Origin of the sequence: Haladaptatus litoreus (assembly GCF_900156425.1) — an archaeon.
GTDB lineage: Archaea > Halobacteriota > Halobacteria > Halobacteriales > Haladaptataceae > Haladaptatus > Haladaptatus litoreus.
In genome coordinates, this window is sequence record NZ_FTNO01000002.1 from 471,285 (window position 1) to 488,843 (window position 17,559).

Below are 17,559 nucleotides of genomic sequence, written 5' to 3' on the forward strand. Positions count from 1 at the left end.
AGTGAATGTGAATTAGCGAACCGCGAGTGCTCGGACGCCTTTCAGCCCAAGATGACGACTTCGCCAGCCGTCACCGACAGACGAAAGGAACGTTCCAGATTCGGTAACGGCGTGCACGCCGTTACCGAATTCGAGATCAACGATTGGTTCGTCCACTGGGAGTGCGACTTCTTCCCACTCGACGCTCTCGCCCCACTCGCCACCCGATTTCGAAAACAACGTGTCGGCAGTTCCAGCATATGCGGTTTCGGTGGGTTCATCCGTCGCATTCACGACGCGAAAATCGCCCGCCATAGCGTCCATCCAGCCGTTGCCGAGCCGGTACAGTCCGTCGGCAGTCGCGGCCAACGGGACACCGTCGGTGGAAACGTCCCGAACGTCGTCCAGACCAACGTGCCGGACACCATCGTCCACGATTTGATAGACACCGTCAGCAGTCGCCACGAGATTGCCGTCGATAGCGCGCACTTCGGGGAGTGACGCCAGTTCGTGCCAATCGCCGTCGTAGCGGGCCAACGTTCCGTCTTCGCCCGCAGTGACGAGGTCGTCGCCGTCGAATCCAACGGCGACTGCCGGGCCGAAGTCGAGGGGCGAGAAATCGCCGTCGAGAACGTCTTCGTCGGTCGCGACTGCGAGGGAACCGTCTGCTGTCGCTACGTCACGGGCGACACAACGATGGGCGATGGCGAACTCTCCGACAATGTCTCCGGACGCTTCGACGCGAGCAACGCCGAGTTCCGTGGCGACGAAGACGGTCGTCGTCCCCTCCCGGTCGCTGTACACCCGTTTTTCGTCGATGCTGGTCATATCCGAATCAGCGATGCGAATCGGGGAAAACGTTCGGGTTACCGCCCCGACTTCGATTATCGCGTGGTTGCGGTCGAAACGACGGTTCCTTTCCTGTCGAACGTTAGTTGCAGTTCTTCGTCTTCGAGCGGGATTCGTAGTCGAATCCTGAGTGGGTCGTCAGAAACGACACCGAGATAGTCGTGATGGAGCGCCCAATCGAGGTTCCACGATGGGATAGACGCAATATCGACGCCGTGGGAGGCGTGAAATTCGACGACTTTCGGATGGTCGCGGACGAGCAGACCGGGCGGGAGGTTTGACATGGCCCAGCACTCCCGACAGGTCACCCGAAGTCGATACGGCACGTCACCGACGCTCAAAGTGGGAGTTGCGTCGGTCAATTCTCCGTCCATCCGGGAACCACATTCCGAACACGTCCGCGCGAATGCGAGCGCGTTCCAGCGACGAGTCCACGCGTCGAAGGCGGAAAGAAGGTCGTTTCTGCGAGTGGTCGGAGCGGGCGGAAACGGATTGTGGAGGAGTTCCTCGCCGCAGTCGGCACAGGCGATGCAAACTCGTTCGTGTTCGTATCGTGCCACGAGGGATTCTTCGTGGCAGTTGTAGCAGGTTCCGGATGCGGATAGCGTGGTTCCGTCTGCTTGTTTCGTGAAGATTCCGGCGGTCAACGCGCTTGCGACTTTCCGCCCGGCGTAGGTGAGCGTGTACCCATCCGCGGTTTTCCGAACGTACTGCCCGACAAGTCGCTGAAGGTGGTAGTTGAAATTCCCGCTGTCGCGCACGCCGACGCGTCGTTTGAGTTCCGCGTAGGGAAGTGCGTACTCGCCTTCGCGGAACGCCTGCTGAAGTTCGTATATCATCGACACCCGACGCTCGTTGCCGATTGCGGCGAGCGCGTCGGCGGGGTCTGGGCGGGCGTCGTCCATACCGATTGTTCGACTTTGCGGATGTATATCTCTCCCGAAAAATGTCAGTATTCTATGTGCAACTGCTTGCGCAGAACGGTTTCAGAACAGCAGTGTCTTTACTTTCCTATGGAGGGTTTAAGCCGGAATATCGGGCTTTACTACGCCTACAAGGCGACCAAGGCAATCGAGTTCTACCGCCCGATAATGTATCTCTACTTCCTCTCGCTCGGCGTGGATTTCACGGCCATCGCACTTCTCGAAGGGATTTACAACGTCACGACCGTTCTGGGGGAAATTCCGACGGGGTACGTCGGCGACCGAATCGGGCGCAGAAACAGCCTGCTCGTCGGAACGACGATTATCACGGTTACGCTCGTCGGAATCGGTTTCACAGAAACGTTCTTCGAACTCGCTGTGCTGTACGCCTGCTGGTCGATGGGCTACAACTTCCGGTCGGGAAGCGACGACGCGTGGCTTTACGACACACTCGCGGACGAACTGTCGGAAGACCAATTCGTACACATTCGGGGGCGGGGACAATCCGTCGCCCTACTGGTCGGCGTCGTCGGCAGCGTTGCTGGCGGCTATCTCGGCAACATCGACCTCTCGTATCCGTTTCTGGTGGCAGCAGTGGTGTCGGGCGCGGGGATTCCGATTCTGCTGAGTTGGGAGGAACCGGCGAGTTACGAGGAAAACGACGCCGACGAACTCGGCCTGCGGGAAGCGGTCGGCGTCGTCGGCGAGACGCTTTCACACCCAAAACTGCGTTCGTTCGTGGTGTACTACTTCGTCCTGTTTTCGGCAGTTTCGTATCTCGTCTTCATGTACGTTCAGCCGGTTCTCGAAACCGTTCTTCCAAAGGTCGGGGTTCCACAGGGAGAGGTCGAACCGCTCCTGGGCTGGTTCTACGCGGCGATCAGTCTTCTTTCGGCCGGGTTGAGCTATCATACCGGAACGATTCGGGAACGTGTCGGACTTCGGCGCTGGTTCCTCGTGATTCCCTTCGTCGTCGGAGTCGGACTCATCGCGCTTTGGACGATGCCGATTCTAGCGATTCCCGCGTTCCTGTTCGCTCGTGGAATTTCCGAAACGACGCGCTCGCTGGCCTCGCAGTACGTCAACGATAGAATCGACACCCTCGGACGGGCAACCGTGCTCTCCGCGCTTGCCATGGTGAGTTCCGTGACGGTGATTCCGTTCCAACTCGGAAGCGGCGTGATTTCGGACGTATCGTCGCCGCTCACTGCGCTCGCGGCCGCTGGCGGGGTGCTGATAGCCGGGTCGTTCGTCGTTCTCGCGTGGGAATCACCGGTCAAGACGGTCACGGGACGCCCGGCAGAGGCGGAGTAGCACCGGTATTCGGAATCTCTTTGAACACAGAATCCGCAGAACCGAACATGAAGGTGTTCGGGTCGAGTGGAACGCGAGGGGTCGCGAACGACGAGTTGACCCCCGAGTTCGTACTCAAGATTGCGAAGGCGGCAGGGACGGTGTGGCGCTCCGACCGAGTCGCTCTCGCCCGAGATACGCGGGCTACCGGCGACATGCTCGCCGACGCCGCCGCCAGCGGGTTGGCCAGTATCGGGGCGGATGTAGACCGTCTCGGTGTCGTTCCGACGCCCGGGGCACAGGCCTACGCGGAGCGCAAGGGCGTTCCAGCGTTGATGATAACTGCGAGTCACAACCCGCCGGAATACAACGGCGTGAAACTCATCGGCGAGGACGGTATCGAACTCGCCGTCGGGAGTTTAGAGCGCATCGAAGACAAGTTCCTGACCGAAGCGTTCGAAGAGGTTCGCTGGAGCGAAACGGGACACAGCCACCACATCGAAGACGCCCGCGACTGGTACGTCTCGCAACTGCTCGAACACATCGACACCGAGAAAATTGCCGACGCGAACCTGACCGTCGCGCTCGACCCGGGACACGGCGCAGGGTCGCTCACCTCGCCCGAGTTCTTCCGCAAACTCGGCTGCGAGGTCGTCACGGCGAACAGCCAACCCGACGGACACTTCCCCGGACGCAACCCGGAACCGGTTCCCAAAAATCTCCGCGACCTCGGGCGATTGGTCGAATCGACCGACGCAGATGTCGGAATCGCACACGACGGGGACGCAGACCGCGCCATCTTCTACGACGAAACCGGCGACTACATCGAGGGCGATGCCACGCTGGCCGCGCTCGCCGCCGCACAATTGGAAGCCGGCGATGCCGTCGTCTCCGCGGTCAACGTCTCTCAGCGCCTCGTGGACGTGGCTCGCGAAACCGGTTCGACGCTCGAACTAACGCCAATCGGCAGTACGAACATTATCACCCGAATCCGCGAACTGCAAGACCAGAACGTGTCGGTTCCGGTCGCTGGCGAGGGCAACGGCGGCATCTTCTTTCCGAACTACCGCCTGACCCGCGACGGAGCCTACACCGCCGCGAAGTTCCTCGAACTGCTGGTTGGTCGCAAAGCCAGCGACGTGGTAGAGCCGTACAGCGGCTATCACAACATCCGAACGAACATCTCGTACACGACGGACGCGGAACACGACGCGCTCCTTTCCGCGGCTGAGCGGAAAGCAAAGGAATCCGACGCAGAACTCAACACTCGCGACGGCTACCGACTCGACTTCGGCGATGCGTGGGTGCTCGCACGATCGAGCGGCACCGAACCGATGGTTCGAATCTACGCCGAAGCACGCGAGCAACACCGCGCCGAAGAACTATCCGAAGAGATGGAAGAAGCGCTGAGAACGGCAAAAGCGAGCGTATGAATTAAAATCTCGTCTGGAATCTACCGTTTCGGATAGTCAGAGAGCGCGTCGTTCAGTTCGGTTTTTCGCTCACGAATCTGTTGCAGTTCGTCCTCGACAGCACCGCGAGCGAGTCGCTCGCGTTCCTCGTCAGTCAACTCCGCTCGTGCTTGTGCCGCGATTCGTAGCGTGTCGAATCTGGAGTCGTGCGTGAGTCGCTGGACTTCACGGAGGCGAGCGACCGCTTCGGCGGGCGCGAAGCGGTCTGCAACCCGAATCGCCTCCTCACACCACCAGCGAAGTTCGTTGGCGGGGGCTGGCGGCCAGCCGATGAGGAGTGGGTCTGCGCCGAGTCGGTCGAGATACGTTTCGTTTGTGGAGACGGTGCGTTTCAGTTCGTCAGGGTCGGAGACGTAGTGGTCGAGTTTCGACCGAGAGTAGCGGGCGAGTTCGAGCAGGTCGGGAATCGACTTCTCGCCAACCTCGTTTTCGAGCAGGTAGCTTCTGAGTTCCTCCGGCGGCGAATCGAACTCGACCAGCGGATACTGTTCAGTCGCGGTGAGAAATTGCATCACCTCGCGGGCGCTCGAATCACGTTTGAACGCGACGAAGGCCGACGAAATCGCGTCGTCCGCGGCTTGGATTGGTTCGCTTAGTTCCTCCGTCGGGGCGTCCAAATCGGCTTCGCCCAATTCCTGTAACCGTTCCAAATCGTCGATTTTCTCGTCCAGTTCGGCGATTCTGTCGGCGACAGAGCGGCGCACGTCGTGGTATTGCTTGTTTGCTTCCCGGCGCTCGTCGAGGCGGGACGCGATTTCGTCGGCGGGTTCGAGCGTCTGTCGAATCCGGTCGAAATCGCCCTCGCTGAGGCGTCGTTTGTCTGAGATGTCTTCCGCCCGCTCGAATGACTCGCGAGCGGGCAGGTCGTCGGGAAGGTTCTCGACCAAATCCGCAAATTGGCCTTGAAACTCCACGAACGCCTTGAAATCGCCGGTTCCGGTGGCTTTGCCCTCGTACCGACTGAGCAGTGTCATCGCGCGGTCGTGGGCGTCGGCGACCGCCTCGATTCGTGTCTTTCCGTGCTCCGAAACCGCAGATTCGGCCTCTCGACAGGCTTCGTCCGCGTTCCGAAGGTCAGTGAGTAGGTCGCTCATACCAGTTCGTCATTCGTAGACTTCATCCGGGTCGTACACCTTCTCCGCGACGACTTCGATTTCGGCGGTTTCGTCGCCATTCAGTTCCTCGATTTGGCGGTAGAAGCAGGACTCGTAGCCCGTGTGGCACGCGCCGCCCTCTTGTTCGACGAGGTAGAGAAACGTGTCGCCGTCGCAATCGACACGAACGTTTTCGACGTGTTGGACGTGGCCGCTGGTGCCGCCTTTCTTCCAGAGTTCGTCCCGGCTTCTGGAGTAGTAGTGTGCGAGGCCGGTTTCGACGGTTTGCTTGACTGCTTCCGGCGAGACGTAGGCCAGCATGAGCACGTCGCCGGAATCGGCGTCTTGGGCGATTGCGGGGAGCAGGTCTGCGTCATCGAATGCTAGCGCGACTTCTTCGGTCATGCTTGAGCGAAGGGATTGGTTCGGAATAGGCTTTTTCGTGAGGAACGCGGCAACCGAATCGTCTATGTTCCCATCACGTCGAAAACCTCGCGCTCGCCGTCCCGAATTTCGGTGACGACAGTGTCCACACCGGCAAATTCGACGCCCGGTTTCGTCTGCATGTGCTGAATCAACTCCTCCAATCGTCGCGTTCGCGGCGGTTGTCCGATGACCTGCGGATGCATGGCGAGGGTGAAAATCCCGTCTTCTACGTTCTCGTACATCCAATCGAACTGGGTTTTCCAGAGGTCGAAAACCGCTCGTTCGTTCGCGTAGCCCCACAGAATCGACTGCTCCCAGACGAACATCAGCGCCGGGAAGTCGGCCCGTTTCCACGAAATCGGCACTTCGATGATGTCGGTCGAGTCACCGAGTTCGAAGGGGTCGGAATCGGGTGCCTTCCAGTTTTTGCGGAGGTGGTACGGCGCGAAGTCGTTCCCCATCTGGCTCGAATCCCACTCGAATCCAAGTTCCTCGATGATTTCCAACGTGTGTTCCGAGAACTCCCATGCAGGCGAGCGAAATCCCGTCGGTTTGCGCCCCGTCACGTCCTCGATGTTCGAAATCGCCCGTTCGTATTCAGACTGCTCGGCTTCCTTGCCGTCGAACGTGGCCGGATTGACGTGCCGCCAGCCGTGGCATTGTATGTCGTAGCCTCTGTCGTGGACTTCCCCCACGCGGTCGGGAAAGCTCTCTATCGTGTGCCCGGGGACGAACCACGTTGCCGGAATATCGTGTTTGTCGTGCAGGTCGAGGAGGCGCGGCGCGCCAACCCACGCGCCGTAGATTCCGCGAGACAGTTGCGTGGGCGCGTTTGACGCACCGAAGGTGTGTATCCAGACGGACACGGCGTCGAAATCGTAGGTCAGGCAGACGGTCGCGTTGGGCATCGCAAACGGAGACGACCGAAAGTGAAATATCTCTATCTCATTCGTGAGTCGTCGCCTGTCGTTGGATTAGCGAGGGAAAATCGGATAGCGAGAGAGCTACGTGGTGCGGAATGCACGGTCGCCAGCGTCGCCCAGTCCGGGGACGATGAAACCGTCGTCGTTGAGTCGGTCGTCGATACTCACGGTTAGCAGGTCTGCTTGTGGGAACTTTTCGTGGACGTTGAGAAGTCCGTCAGGGGCGCTGACCGCCGAGAGGACGAAGAAGTTCTCCGGGTTCGGTTGCTCGTTCAGAACCTCTTCGAGGACTGCGCACATCGTGCTACCCGTGGCGAGCATCGGGTCGGCCACGATGACCGTGTCCTTCTCCGTGATTTCGGGGAGTTTCACGTAGTCGATGGTGATGGGGAATTCGCCGTTTTCGTTCATTCCGGCATCCTCGTTCCGGCCGGCGCTAATGACTCCCTGTTTCGCGCGGGGGAACGCCTTCAGCAGGCCTTCAACGAACGGCGTCGCGGCACGCAGAACGTTGATGATGACCACGTTGTCCAGTCCTTTGACGCGCTCGCCCGTCGTTTCGGTGAGTGGCGTGTTGATGGAGACGTACTCCGTGTCCATCGCGCCGTCGATGATTTCGTAGCCGCAGATACGGCCGAGTTTGACGAGGCCCTTGCGGAAACCGACCTGTTCCGTGTTCTCGTCTCGAATCTTCGAGAGCGTGTCCTTCGCCATCGCGTGCGTGATGAGGTGGGCGTCACCTCGCTGCTCGATAGTCATATGCGATTCGTGCGTGGCGAGTGGCTATAAGCTAACGATACGCCCGAAGCATCGGGAAGATTTGACACGGGACGAAAACGCCGCGATTTCGGTTATTCGCCGAAGGTCAGCAGGCCGTCTTCGGACTGCGGAAACGGGTTTTCGAACTCGTGCCACTCCGTGTCCATCTCCTCGTCGGTCAGTAAGCAGTCGTCCAGTCGGGCGAGAATCGTCTCCTCGTCCAAGTCGGTTCCGATGAAGACGAGTTTCGTTTCACGGTCGCCCCACTCGTCGTCCCAGTCGAGGTCAGAACGGTTGTCGCGGTAGAGCTTCTGGTCGATTTTTGGAAGGCTTGCAATCCACCTACCCGCAGTTTCAACGCGGGCGGACGACCCGGCTTGGCCGTACTCCATCACCCACTCCTGCCCGGCGAGCCAGAAGGTTCCCTTCGCTCGAATGATTCCGTCGGGAAGCGACTCGAAGAAGTCCGAGAGCCGTTTGGGATGGAACGGTCTTCGGCGACGATACGCGACCGACGACACGCCGTAGGTTTCCTCCGGGTGGCGGTGGGCGTGGCTGTGAGTGTCGCTGCGATGGTCATCGTGGCTGTGGTCGTGATTGTAGTCGCCCTCTTCGTGGGAATGGTCGTGTTCACGACCATTCCCGCCTTCTGTATGCTCGCCAGCGTGTTCCATCGCTCGTTTCCACCCTGCCGAATCGCTGACTGCATCCCTGTCGAACAGCCCGCGTTGGAGGACTGCGTCGGGCGAAATTTGCCCGTGTTCGGTTCGAATCAGTTCCGCCCGCGGTTGGAGTGCGCGAAGGGTCGCCTCGATTTCGTCTAGTTCTTCCTCGTCCACGAGGTCGCATTTGTTGAGCACGAGCACGTCGCAGAACTCGATTTGCTCGATGACGAGGTCGGAGAGGGGGCGCGTTTCGCCGTCTTCGGTTTCGGTTCGCTGGACTGGTGAATCGCCGTCGAAGAAGTCGCGGAACTGGCGCGCGCTGACGAGGGTAACCGTCGTATCCACGTCGTATCGGGCCGCGGCGCGCGATTCGGTCGTGAACAGTCGAGCGACGGGGGCAGGTTCGCTGATTCCCGAGGATTCCACGACGAGGGTGTCGAACTCCCATTCGCGGGCGAGTCGGCTGACCTCGGTTCGGAGGTCGTCCTGCAATTCACAGCAGATACAGCCGTTTGAGAGTTCCGCGACGCCGTTTTCGGCCGTGAGTTCGGTTCCGTCCTGTATCAGTTCGGCATCGACGTTTATCGTGCCCATGTCGTTGACGAGCACCGCGATGTCCCTATCGTTGCTTTGGCTGAGGAGATGGTTGAGCGTCGTCGTCTTGCCTGCACCGAGATTACCGCTTAAAATCGTGACCGGGATTCGACCCTTGCTCATTTGGTATCGCGTCGCACGCACCGGAACGTCTTAAACGTATCCGCAGGAGGAGACGGTTTGCTTCACTCGTCGTTCTTCCCCGACCCGGTTGCTTAAATAGCGAGGACGACACTGTGGTAGTATGTCACTAGCGGACAGAATCGAGACGTACCGCGAGTACGTCTCGGAGTGGCTTCGCGGTCTCTATCACGGGATGATTTCCCACCCCGCGTACGAACTGATAGAGAAGGAAGCCGAGGACGTAGAGGACGAATTTATGCTCGCGTGTTTTCCCGACGTGTTCGGCGTCCCGAGTCCGATTTCGTACTACACCGCCGAACTGCTTCCGTACCTGACCGACGAGTTCGAAGCGTGGGAACGCCGGATGTGGGACCGCGAATCGCTCATCGAACGCAAGGGTCAGCAGTACCACTTCTAACACGATGGATACGAGTTCTACCATGAAGAAGTTCGTTTTCTTCGGCGGGAAGGGTGGCGTCGGCAAGACGACGGTTTCCAGCGCGTATGGCCTCAAAAGCGCGAACGCAGGGCTGAAAACGCTCGTCGTTTCGACCGACCCAGCACACAGCACCTCCGACGTGTTCGACCAACAGTTCGGCGACGAACCCGCGCCGGTCGATGGCCACGACAACCTCTGGGCGATGGAAATCGACCCCGAGCAAGAAGTCGAAAACCACCTGATAGAGATAAAGCGGGCGATGGGCGACCAAGTGAGTCCGGGGATGGTCAACGCAATCGACCGGCAAATCGAGATGTCGCATCAGACTCCCGGCGCGCACGAATCCGCGCTGTTCGACCGATTTGTCGATGTGATGCAAAATTCCGAGGAGTATGACCGCGTTGTATTTGACACATCACCGACAGGAGGAACGCTTCGACTGCTGTCGCTTCCCGAATTCCTCGAAGGGTGGATAGAACGCCTGCTTCACAAACGGAAACGAAGCATCGACCTGTACGAGAAAGCGGCAATCGGTGGCCGAGAACCGCGACGAATGGCGGAAGGCGACCCGATTATCGCCCGGCTGCAGGAACGAAAAGAGATGTTCGAGTTCGCTGGCGAGGTGCTTCGCACCGAGTCTGCGTACTTCCTCGTCCTCAATCCTGACGAACTCTCGATTCGTGAAACGGGCCGTGCTGTGGAAGAACTGACCGAATACGACCTCGCCGTCTCCGGACTCGTTATCAACAAGGTCACGCCGGAACCCGACGAGGACGAATCCGGAAGAGGTGCGAAATACCTTCGTGACCGCTGTCGAACCGAACGCGAGCGAATCGAGCATATTCGGGACTCCTTCGAGGAACCTGTCGTCGCGGTCATCGAATCCCGTGTCGAAGAAGTGAAAGGTTCGTTGCTCGCAGACGTGGCAAAGGATTTAGATGTGACGGTGGAAGCGACACCAAAATCTGCCGGATAGCTGTCGAACGAAAGGGGCATTGTCACAGAAAGTGGCAAGTCAAACGCATCATACTGCGAAGAACTAAAATAACACTTATTACCGTTCGTCATATTTTGAGCCATGAGGCATAATACCATGGCGACCGCAATCATATGGCTAGTACTCGCTGTTCTCGTGCTTTTTACTGTCGGATACGTCGGCTATTCGCGCTATCTCGCGCGGTTCGTCGATCTGGACGACAGTCGTGATACACCAGCACATAAGTACGAAGACGGGCAGGAGTACGTTCCGGCGAAGAAACCAGTACTGTTAGGACATCACTATTCGAGCATCGCGGGCGGCGCACCCATCGTCGGCCCGATTACGGCAGGCGTCATCTGGGGATGGGTGCCTGCCCTGCTGTGGATTGCCATCGGCAATCCGCTGATGGGCGCGGTTCACGACTTCATTTCTCTGTCGAGCAGTCTCCGACACGAAGGGAAGTCAATCGGCTATATCATCGGGGAATACGTCGGTGAGGGCGGCAAGAACATGCTGTTGTGGTTCGCGTTCCTGACCATCATTCTCGTCGTCGGCGTGTTCGCGTTCGTCGTCGGCGTCGTCTTCGAGGCGTACCCGAGCGCCGCGACGGCGAGCATCCTGTACATCGCCCTCGCGATGATTTTCGGGGTGTACCTGTATCAACTCGACTTACCATTCATCCCGGGGACTGTCGTGTTCGTCGCCGGCGTGTTCGCCAGCGTGTATGTCGGGATGCTGTACCCCATTCAACTCGCCGCGACGACGTGGATTCCGATCATCCTCGTGTACGCGTTCACCGCGAGCGTTCTCCCGGTTTGGACGCTCCTGCAACCACGTGACTACCTGTCGTCGTTCCTCCTGTACGCGGGGGTCGGCGGCGCGCTGTTGGCGGTCATCGTCGGCACGGTGGGAAGCGCGATGGGTATCGGCGCGATTACGCCGAGCCAACCGCTGACCGTCAACTTGGACGCCTACAGCGGATTCATGGGTGTAACCGGGCAACCGCTGTTTCCGGTGCTGTTCATCACCATCGCGTGTGGTACCATCAGCGGGTTCCACTCGCTGGTGTCGTCGGGAACGACGGCGAAGCAACTCAACCGCGAATCCGACGCCCGAATCATCGGCTACGGTGGCATGCTCGGCGAAGGACTGCTCGCGGTTCTCGCGCTCTCGACCGTAGCACTGGTCGGGTTCACCTCGGAAGGCGGCGGTGTCGGCCAAGCACTGCCGAACTTCGCGCAAGGTGGCGGCATTATGCTCACCAGTTTCGGCATCCCGCAGGGCTTCGGCGAACCGTTCATGGCGCTCGTCATGGTCAGTTTCCTGCTCACGTCCACCGACACGGCGCTCCGTCTTGGTCGGTACATGTTCGAGGAGATCGTCGGGACGCCGGAGACGACCATCCAGAGTACCGCGTCGAACCGGTACGTCAACGCCGGATTCCAGTGTGTCATCGCGTTCGGACTCGTCGCAACCGGAACGTGGGAAGACCTCTGGCCGTTGTTCGGCGGCGCGAACCAACTGCTCGCCGCGCTCGCGCTTCTGACGGCGACGGTCTGGTTGGCAAACTGGAGCAAGAACAAACAACTCATCAGCACCGGCGTCCCAATGGTGCTGATGACGTTCGTAACCATCTGTGGCCTGCTCTACCTTGCACTCGTCCAGAACCTGCTTCAGAAGTTCGTGCAAGGTAACTGGGGCGACGGCGGTGCGACGCTCAGCGGCATGATTTCCGCAGGATTGCAGACGGCCATCGCGTTCGTCCTCATCGGACTCGCGCTCTCGCTCGTCTGGAAGGGGTACAAGAATATCTCCGCAGTCCGACAAGAGCGTCCCGGAACGCCGGTTACGGACGGGGGTGAGTCCGACGACTGAAAGAGAAGTAGCGTTTGAATTTTACTTGAATCGTCGCACGACGCGCGACAGCAGTCCGGATTTTTGTGGTTCGATTCGTTGCCATAGCACGAACGCCTGACTCACGTCGGCGTTCGTGCTGGCGACGATGTCTTCTCGGTCGGGAGCGACGACGACGAGATTGATTTCGTAGCGACCATAGTAGCCGTATTTGAGCAGCGTCCGGTCGCGGAATCCCGAGACGAACTCCCGAACGTCGTCCGGAATTTCGGGGACGATTACGACGAAGGTGAAGTCGGTGCCGAAGTGTTCCTCGTCGGCCTCTATCCACTCGTCGGCGAGTTCGTGGCCGAACTCGCCGAGCGCTTCGAGGTCGGAAACTCGAACCGAATCGGTTCGGCGGACGAACAGATGTTCGACCGAGGCGTGATTGGCGTAGTTGAGCGACTCGTGGAAGAAATGTTTCCGATTCTCCATCAGCAGTTGGCCGTAGAGCGTGAACTGCTGGCCGTGAACCGAATGAGATTTTTTCAAATCGTAGTTGACGAACAGTCGGTCGCTCACCCTGTCCACGTATTCGTCGTCCCAATCGGGCACGTCGGGTTCCTCTCGCGTCTCGGAATCGTCCCGCCGGGCCGAGTCGTGTGACTCGATACCGCCATCCATGCTCAATCGGTTGGTCGGGAGCGGTAAATATCCACTGTTGGGACGTGCGTCGGTACCGAGCCTCATTACAGTTTTATTACAAATGATGGTGTGTGACACACTGTGATGAGTGCAGACCCACTCGGCAAAGCCATACTCGACTACCAGCGAGGGGAATTGCGCGGCGACTGCCAGTACCGAGACGGTGCGGACAGCCAAGACGGTCATATCCACGAGAATTATTTCACGCCGAGCGAGGAGTGGAGCGACGAGTGGAAAAGTCGTCTCAACTCGCTCGACTATCCCATCGTGGACATCGGTTGTGGTTCCGGCCAGTACGCCGAATTTCTGCAAAAATCGGGCGAAGTCGTCGCAATCGACGTGAGTCCGGGCGCGGTCAAGGCCGCCGCAGAACGCGGCGTCGAAGACGCCCGCGTGATGGATATGTTCGAGTTGGAATTTTCGCGGGACAGATTCCAGTCGGCGCTCGTCAACGGAACCCAAATCGGACTGGCGCAGTCGCTCGCTGGCGCGCGCGACTTTCTCTCCGACCTCGCTCGAATCACGGACGAGGACGGCGTCGCAATCGTAGATAACTACGAACCCACGGAGTTCGACCCTGAGAGATTTTTTGGCTATCGATCCGACCCGCGACGCGGTGTGGCACACCGAACCTTCCATGTCGAGTACGTCCGCGACGGGGAGCGCGAGGTCGGACGAAATCTTCATTTTGTGATTTTTTCGCCGGAGAGACTACAGGACGTGACGGTCGGGACGCGGTGGTACGTCGCAGAAGTGCACACAGACGGCGTTTACTACAGGTCGGTTCTGCGAAAACCAGCGCGAAAGAGAGACGAAAACGAAGGGGAACAGAACAGGGATAACACATAACACGCCGGAATCCGTATCAGGAGTTATGGGTGGAAAACGAACGGAAACGTGTGGCAGATGTGGCCTGTCGTCCGTCGTGGACGCCGCCTCGGACGGAAACGAGCGCGACATCTACGGCGACGAGCGAATCGAAGTTTCCGAGTCGGAGATGCGAGCGGTCAGCAGGCATACGGAATTTCTCGGCAGGGTGAAAAACGGGCTGAACTCGTTCGCGGAGCGACTCACATACGGAACCGTTCGAGACAGATAATCCATCGACTAGATTCGTCAAATCCTCATTTTGGACTGCGAAACGGTCATTCATGGCGGAATGGCGGCAAGAGATAAAACCCTGCGTGACATACTACCCATCGACCGAATGGAAGAGAGTATCTCTGGCTTCAAACTCCGCGGTAGCTGGGGAGACATCGTCGAGCACGGCGAGCGAATCACGCAGGCCCTTCGTGACGCAGACGTCTCTGGCGCAGCATTCGAAGAGTGGGACGAGTGGCGGCCGAAATCACACGAACGACTCGGCGAAGACGTTTCCGAGAAGACTGCCGAGCAAGCGCACGTCGCTGAAGGAAGGGGTGAACAGGCGGGTGAATCGCCGGACGATGACCTCCGGACAGCAGGAGAAAAACTGACCGAATCGTACGAGAAACTAGAGGACGACGACACCGAAGGCGCGATGGACAGGTGGCAGGACTCGGTGAACTACGTCGCCCGCGCCGCGGACTCGGCGAGCAGGAAGGCGATTCGAAAAGTCGAGGACACGGTGTACCAGCGAGTGATGACGCAACTCGCGCCCTACTACTTCGACAACGACCTCGTCAGCGCGAACATCCAGCAGACGAGTCGGATGGAAAACGGCGAGGAGGGGTTCATCTTCGAGGTGAACGTCAACGACGACGAACTCAAGGACAGGGTTTCGAACCTGCTCACAACCTACGAGGACGAAATCGACCGCTGGCACGTCGATGTCGAAAAGAAGACGGAAACCGTCGAGGCCGCGGAAGGCGTCGAAGCCCCAAAACAAGGCGACGGCCCGCGAGCCGACACAACATAAAAAAATCATACATTTTTGAGTCGGTACACTATTGACCTGCGGGGGTAAACTGGCCAGACATGGATGGCGGGTTGCTGACGTTGATTATTGCCGGGTTTGCGAGCCTGTTTATGGCGTGGGCCATCGGTGCCGGGTCGAGTGGTTCGACGCCGTTCGCCCCTGCTGTCGGAGCGAACGCCCTTTCCGTGATGCGTGCCGGGTTTCTCGTCGGTATTCTCGGCTTTCTCGGTGCGGCACTACAGGGTGCGAACGTCTCCGAGGCGGTCGGACGGGAGTTGATTCTCGGTGTCCAACTGTCGCCACTCGCCGCGACTACGGGACTGCTCACCGCTGCGATACTGGTCGCAATCGGCGTCTTTACCGGCTATCCCATAGCGACAGCGTTCACGGTTACTGGGGCAATCGTCGGGGTCGGATTGGCCCTCGGCGGTGTCCCAGCGTGGGCTAAATACCAGCAAATCGTCTCGCTATGGGTGCTCACCCCCTTCGTCGGCGGTGGAGTCGCCTACGCAACCGCCCGAACGCTTCGACACGAGGACGTTCCCGAAAAGGTCGCGATTCCGATTCTCGGCGGCGTCGTCGGACTCATCGTCGCTAACATCGGGTTCGTTTTTCTCGGCCCTGCCGGGGTGAGCGCGTCGATTGCGGAAGCCGTTGCCGGGGCAGTTTCGCTTCCCACGATAGGTGGATTCGATTCGGGAATCGTCCTCGTGTCGCTCGCCCTCGCCGGATTGGTCGGGGGCGCACTCAGACGAGAACTCGTCATCGACATGACTCGCGGTCAGCGCCGATTCCTTCTCGTTCTCGGCGGATTGGTCGCGTTTTCGGCGGGAGGGAGTCAGGTTGGACTCGCAATCGGGCCGCTACTTCCCCTATTAGAACCATACTCGATTCCGTTGGTTCCGGTACTCGTCGGCGGTGGACTCGGCCTCCTCATCGGGTCGTGGACTGGTGCTCCACGGATGATAAAAGCGCTTGCACAAGATTACTCGGCGCTCGGGCCGCGTCGGTCGATTTCCGCACTGATTCCGGCGTTCGCCATCGCACAGGCCGCCGTCTTCTTCGGCATCCCCGTCTCGTTCAACGAAATTATCGTCAGCACCATCATCGGAAGCGGGTATGCCGCCTCGGACGGCGGCGTCAGCGCGAAGAAAATGATATACACGGTGCTTGCGTGGATTCTCTCGCTCGCACTCGCGTTGGGCGTCTCTTACGGCGTGTTCCTCGCGGTTCAGGCAGTGTTCTGAGAATTCTGGCAGTGTTTCGAATTAGTCGTCCGCATTCGAATCGGTATCGGCGCCGATTTCGGCCCGACCACTGGTTGCACTTCGAAGACGGTCACAGAGGGCGTCCGTCTCTTGGATTGGTACGCGAACCGAAAACTGCACGTTTTCGCCGTACTCCGCCTCGAACTCTACCCCTTCGCTCTCGATAATTCCGCGAACGGTTCCTGAATCGTCGTAGGTGACCGCGATTTCGAGTCGTTCGTGTGGCCGTTCCTCAACGATTTCGGCGTCGTCAACTGCTTCCTTGACAGCGCGGGAGTACGCCCGAACCAAACCACCGACGCCGAGGTTGGTGCCGCCGTAGTAGCGCGTGACGACGGCGGCCACGTTCTCTATCTCGCGTTGCTGGAGGACGTTCAACATCGGTTTTCCGGCGCTTCCGGAGGGTTCGCCGTCGTCGCTGGAATATTCACGGAGAAAGCCGCTGTCGGCTTTCTCGGCATTCCCGGCCCGAACTCGATACGCGGGCACGTTGTGGGTTGCATCGGGATGGCGTTCCTCGATTCGCTCCACGAACGATTCGGCTGTTTCGACGCTCTCGACTGGCGCGATGTAGCCGATGAACTCGGACCCCCGAACCTCGAAGACGGCTTCTCCGTGTCCCGCCACGGTTCGGTACGTTGTGCCACCCATTTGCGCAAAGTTCGGGGTCGAACACCGAAAAGGCCCGGATTTCGAGCAGATAAAATAGCGGGTCGAAACACGAAATCCGCGATTAGCTCAGCTGAATCTGCCGGACGAAGTCGAGGTTTTTCAGGTCGTTCAGCACGTCACCCGGCAGGTCTTCGTCGGTGACGAGGTACAGTCGCGGGTCGTCCGTGAACTCCGGGTCTTCGCTTATCGTCTGGCGAATCGAGATGTCGTTGTCCGCCAACAGGGACGTAACCGTGGCGACGATTCCCGGTTCGTCGGCGTCCATGACTTCGATGGTCAGCACCGACAAATCCAGCACGGGAGCCAAATCCATCAAACTCGGAATCGAGGAGATGTTTTGAAAGATGCGCCGGAGTTCCTCGTCCGCCAGAATCGCGTCCGTGGTCGAATCCACGACTCTGCGGTCAACCCCGATTTCGCGGGCGATTTGCGTGTTCGGAATCTCGATACCGCCAGAGACGACGCGCCCCTCGTCACTCACCGAAAAGCCGCGTTCGAGGAGTAGTCGGATGACCTGCTGTTGACTCGGACTCCCCTCGAACTTCTGCATGATTCTGTCGAACATCCTTGTCGATGGTAGGCGCGCCCGACGATTTAGTCCTGTGGGGTTCGGGGAGCGGAGTTCGGACAATGGGCTTCATCAGGTCGTGCTTCGTCGGAGTT

The 17,559-nt window shown here is 59.2% G+C and carries 19 protein-coding genes; 9 read left to right on the forward strand and 10 right to left on the reverse strand.

The features are described 5' to 3' along the window. Positions 1 to 12: 12 nt before the first annotated feature. Both BW974_RS13480 and BW974_RS13485 read right to left on the reverse strand, forming a co-directional pair. Positions 13 to 807 (reverse strand): HVO_0234 family beta-propeller protein, encoded by a 795-nt coding sequence (locus tag BW974_RS13480; protein ID WP_076430775.1) that lies wholly within the window; start codon positions 805 to 807, stop codon positions 13 to 15. A 56-nt stretch (positions 808 to 863) separates the two neighbouring features. Then, positions 864 to 1,733 carry a DUF7351 domain-containing protein gene (locus BW974_RS13485; RefSeq protein ID WP_076430776.1) on the reverse strand — a complete coding sequence of 290 codons (870 nt, stop codon included), beginning with the start codon at positions 1,731 to 1,733 and terminating at the stop codon, positions 864 to 866. A gap of 108 nt (positions 1,734 to 1,841) precedes the next feature. Between BW974_RS13485 and BW974_RS13490 the strand changes: the two genes are divergently transcribed. Together BW974_RS13490 and glmM are read left to right on the forward strand one after the other, a co-directional pair. Beyond that, the gene (locus BW974_RS13490) at positions 1,842 to 3,065 is read left to right on the forward strand and encodes an MFS transporter (protein ID WP_076430777.1); all 1,224 of its coding nucleotides are present in this window, start codon (positions 1,842 to 1,844) and stop codon (positions 3,063 to 3,065) included. Positions 3,066 to 3,112: 47 nt separating this feature from the next. Further along, the gene (gene glmM, locus BW974_RS13495) at positions 3,113 to 4,477 is read left to right on the forward strand and encodes a phosphoglucosamine mutase (protein WP_076430778.1); all 1,365 of its coding nucleotides are present in this window, start codon (positions 3,113 to 3,115) and stop codon (positions 4,475 to 4,477) included. 20 nt (positions 4,478 to 4,497) lie between these two features. Here glmM and BW974_RS13500 read toward each other — a convergent pair whose 3' ends face one another. From BW974_RS13500 to BW974_RS13520, 5 genes are all read right to left on the reverse strand, one after another. Continuing rightward, positions 4,498 to 5,610, reverse strand: coding sequence for a DUF7118 family protein (locus tag BW974_RS13500; protein WP_076430779.1), 1,113 nt, complete (start codon positions 5,608 to 5,610; stop codon positions 4,498 to 4,500). 9 nt (positions 5,611 to 5,619) lie between these two features. Further along, a complete protein-coding gene (gene hisI, locus BW974_RS13505) occupies positions 5,620 to 6,015 on the reverse strand; it encodes a phosphoribosyl-AMP cyclohydrolase (protein WP_076430780.1) in 396 nt (131 codons plus the stop codon). 62 nt (positions 6,016 to 6,077) lie between these two features. Next, on the reverse strand, positions 6,078 to 6,944 hold the full coding sequence (locus tag BW974_RS13510; protein WP_076430781.1) for a polysaccharide deacetylase family protein: 867 nt from the start codon (positions 6,942 to 6,944) through the stop codon (positions 6,078 to 6,080). 96 nt (positions 6,945 to 7,040) lie between these two features. Continuing rightward, positions 7,041 to 7,718, reverse strand: coding sequence for a uracil phosphoribosyltransferase (upp, locus tag BW974_RS13515; RefSeq protein ID WP_076430782.1), 678 nt, complete (start codon positions 7,716 to 7,718; stop codon positions 7,041 to 7,043). Positions 7,719 to 7,810: 92 nt separating this feature from the next. Beyond that, on the reverse strand, positions 7,811 to 9,100 hold the full coding sequence (locus tag BW974_RS13520; RefSeq protein WP_076430783.1) for a GTP-binding protein: 1,290 nt from the start codon (positions 9,098 to 9,100) through the stop codon (positions 7,811 to 7,813). Between the two features lie 121 nt (positions 9,101 to 9,221). Here BW974_RS13520 and BW974_RS13525 point away from each other — a divergent pair, with 121 nt between their 5' ends. The 3 genes from BW974_RS13525 to BW974_RS13535 all read left to right on the forward strand — a co-directional run bounded on the left by BW974_RS13525 (position 9,222) and on the right by BW974_RS13535 (position 12,393). Next, complete coding sequence (locus BW974_RS13525; protein ID WP_076430784.1) at positions 9,222 to 9,518, forward strand: DUF7990 family protein; 297 nt, start codon at positions 9,222 to 9,224, stop codon at positions 9,516 to 9,518. 22 nt (positions 9,519 to 9,540) lie between these two features. Then, the gene (locus BW974_RS13530) at positions 9,541 to 10,515 is read left to right on the forward strand and encodes an ArsA family ATPase (RefSeq protein WP_076430785.1); all 975 of its coding nucleotides are present in this window, start codon (positions 9,541 to 9,543) and stop codon (positions 10,513 to 10,515) included. Positions 10,516 to 10,617: 102 nt separating this feature from the next. After that, positions 10,618 to 12,393, forward strand: coding sequence for a carbon starvation CstA family protein (locus tag BW974_RS13535; RefSeq protein WP_245800081.1), 1,776 nt, complete (start codon positions 10,618 to 10,620; stop codon positions 12,391 to 12,393). 21 nt (positions 12,394 to 12,414) lie between these two features. Here BW974_RS13535 and BW974_RS13540 read toward each other — a convergent pair whose 3' ends face one another. After that, a complete protein-coding gene (locus tag BW974_RS13540; RefSeq protein WP_076430787.1) occupies positions 12,415 to 13,038 on the reverse strand; it encodes a DUF8052 family protein in 624 nt (207 codons plus the stop codon). A 105-nt stretch (positions 13,039 to 13,143) separates the two neighbouring features. Here BW974_RS13540 and BW974_RS13545 point away from each other — a divergent pair, with 105 nt between their 5' ends. The 4 genes from BW974_RS13545 to BW974_RS13560 all read left to right on the forward strand — a co-directional run bounded on the left by BW974_RS13545 (position 13,144) and on the right by BW974_RS13560 (position 16,203). Next, positions 13,144 to 13,908 (forward strand): class I SAM-dependent methyltransferase, encoded by a 765-nt coding sequence (locus BW974_RS13545; protein WP_076430788.1) that lies wholly within the window; start codon positions 13,144 to 13,146, stop codon positions 13,906 to 13,908. A 25-nt stretch (positions 13,909 to 13,933) separates the two neighbouring features. Continuing rightward, positions 13,934 to 14,158, forward strand: coding sequence for a DUF8007 family protein (locus BW974_RS13550; protein WP_076430789.1), 225 nt, complete (start codon positions 13,934 to 13,936; stop codon positions 14,156 to 14,158). Positions 14,159 to 14,266: 108 nt separating this feature from the next. Further along, positions 14,267 to 14,956 carry a DUF5828 family protein gene (locus BW974_RS13555; RefSeq protein WP_076430790.1) on the forward strand — a complete coding sequence of 230 codons (690 nt, stop codon included), beginning with the start codon at positions 14,267 to 14,269 and terminating at the stop codon, positions 14,954 to 14,956. A gap of 59 nt (positions 14,957 to 15,015) precedes the next feature. After that, positions 15,016 to 16,203 (forward strand): inorganic phosphate transporter, encoded by a 1,188-nt coding sequence (locus tag BW974_RS13560; RefSeq protein ID WP_076430791.1) that lies wholly within the window; start codon positions 15,016 to 15,018, stop codon positions 16,201 to 16,203. A 21-nt stretch (positions 16,204 to 16,224) separates the two neighbouring features. On the opposite strand, the gene BW974_RS13565 is transcribed toward BW974_RS13560, so the two are convergent. After that, positions 16,225 to 16,875 (reverse strand): IMPACT family protein, encoded by a 651-nt coding sequence (locus BW974_RS13565; protein WP_076430792.1) that lies wholly within the window; start codon positions 16,873 to 16,875, stop codon positions 16,225 to 16,227. A gap of 82 nt (positions 16,876 to 16,957) precedes the next feature. Then, positions 16,958 to 17,461 carry a TrpY family transcription regulator gene (locus BW974_RS13570; RefSeq protein WP_076430793.1) on the reverse strand — a complete coding sequence of 168 codons (504 nt, stop codon included), beginning with the start codon at positions 17,459 to 17,461 and terminating at the stop codon, positions 16,958 to 16,960. Positions 17,462 to 17,559 lie beyond the last annotated feature (98 nt).

What these genes read in the sequence shown, in the direction of transcription:
- BW974_RS13570 (WP_076430793.1), bottom strand. Translation starts at nt 17,461, where the DNA reads ATGTTCGACAGAATCATGCAGAAGTTCGAGGGGAGTCCGAGTCAACAG.
- BW974_RS13560 (WP_076430791.1), top strand. Translation starts at nt 15,016, where the DNA reads ATGGATGGCGGGTTGCTGACGTTGATTATTGCCGGGTTTGCGAGCCTG.
- BW974_RS13565 (WP_076430792.1), bottom strand. Translation starts at nt 16,875, where the DNA reads ATGGGTGGCACAACGTACCGAACCGTGGCGGGACACGGAGAAGCCGTC.
- BW974_RS13555 (WP_076430790.1), top strand. Translation starts at nt 14,267, where the DNA reads ATGGAAGAGAGTATCTCTGGCTTCAAACTCCGCGGTAGCTGGGGAGAC.
- BW974_RS13535 (WP_245800081.1), top strand. Translation starts at nt 10,618, where the DNA reads ATGAGGCATAATACCATGGCGACCGCAATCATATGGCTAGTACTCGCT.
- BW974_RS13480 (WP_076430775.1), bottom strand. Translation starts at nt 807, where the DNA reads ATGACCAGCATCGACGAAAAACGGGTGTACAGCGACCGGGAGGGGACG.
- BW974_RS13550 (WP_076430789.1), top strand. Translation starts at nt 13,934, where the DNA reads ATGGGTGGAAAACGAACGGAAACGTGTGGCAGATGTGGCCTGTCGTCC.
- hisI (WP_076430780.1), bottom strand. Translation starts at nt 6,015, where the DNA reads ATGACCGAAGAAGTCGCGCTAGCATTCGATGACGCAGACCTGCTCCCC.
- BW974_RS13525 (WP_076430784.1), top strand. Translation starts at nt 9,222, where the DNA reads ATGTCACTAGCGGACAGAATCGAGACGTACCGCGAGTACGTCTCGGAG.
- BW974_RS13500 (WP_076430779.1), bottom strand. Translation starts at nt 5,610, where the DNA reads ATGAGCGACCTACTCACTGACCTTCGGAACGCGGACGAAGCCTGTCGA.
- BW974_RS13510 (WP_076430781.1), bottom strand. Translation starts at nt 6,944, where the DNA reads ATGCCCAACGCGACCGTCTGCCTGACCTACGATTTCGACGCCGTGTCC.
- upp (WP_076430782.1), bottom strand. Translation starts at nt 7,718, where the DNA reads ATGACTATCGAGCAGCGAGGTGACGCCCACCTCATCACGCACGCGATG.
- BW974_RS13490 (WP_076430777.1), top strand. Translation starts at nt 1,842, where the DNA reads ATGGAGGGTTTAAGCCGGAATATCGGGCTTTACTACGCCTACAAGGCG.
- BW974_RS13545 (WP_076430788.1), top strand. Translation starts at nt 13,144, where the DNA reads ATGAGTGCAGACCCACTCGGCAAAGCCATACTCGACTACCAGCGAGGG.
- BW974_RS13520 (WP_076430783.1), bottom strand. Translation starts at nt 9,100, where the DNA reads ATGAGCAAGGGTCGAATCCCGGTCACGATTTTAAGCGGTAATCTCGGT.
- BW974_RS13540 (WP_076430787.1), bottom strand. Translation starts at nt 13,038, where the DNA reads ATGGATGGCGGTATCGAGTCACACGACTCGGCCCGGCGGGACGATTCC.
- BW974_RS13485 (WP_076430776.1), bottom strand. Translation starts at nt 1,733, where the DNA reads ATGGACGACGCCCGCCCAGACCCCGCCGACGCGCTCGCCGCAATCGGC.
- BW974_RS13530 (WP_076430785.1), top strand. Translation starts at nt 9,541, where the DNA reads ATGAAGAAGTTCGTTTTCTTCGGCGGGAAGGGTGGCGTCGGCAAGACG.
- glmM (WP_076430778.1), top strand. Translation starts at nt 3,113, where the DNA reads ATGAAGGTGTTCGGGTCGAGTGGAACGCGAGGGGTCGCGAACGACGAG.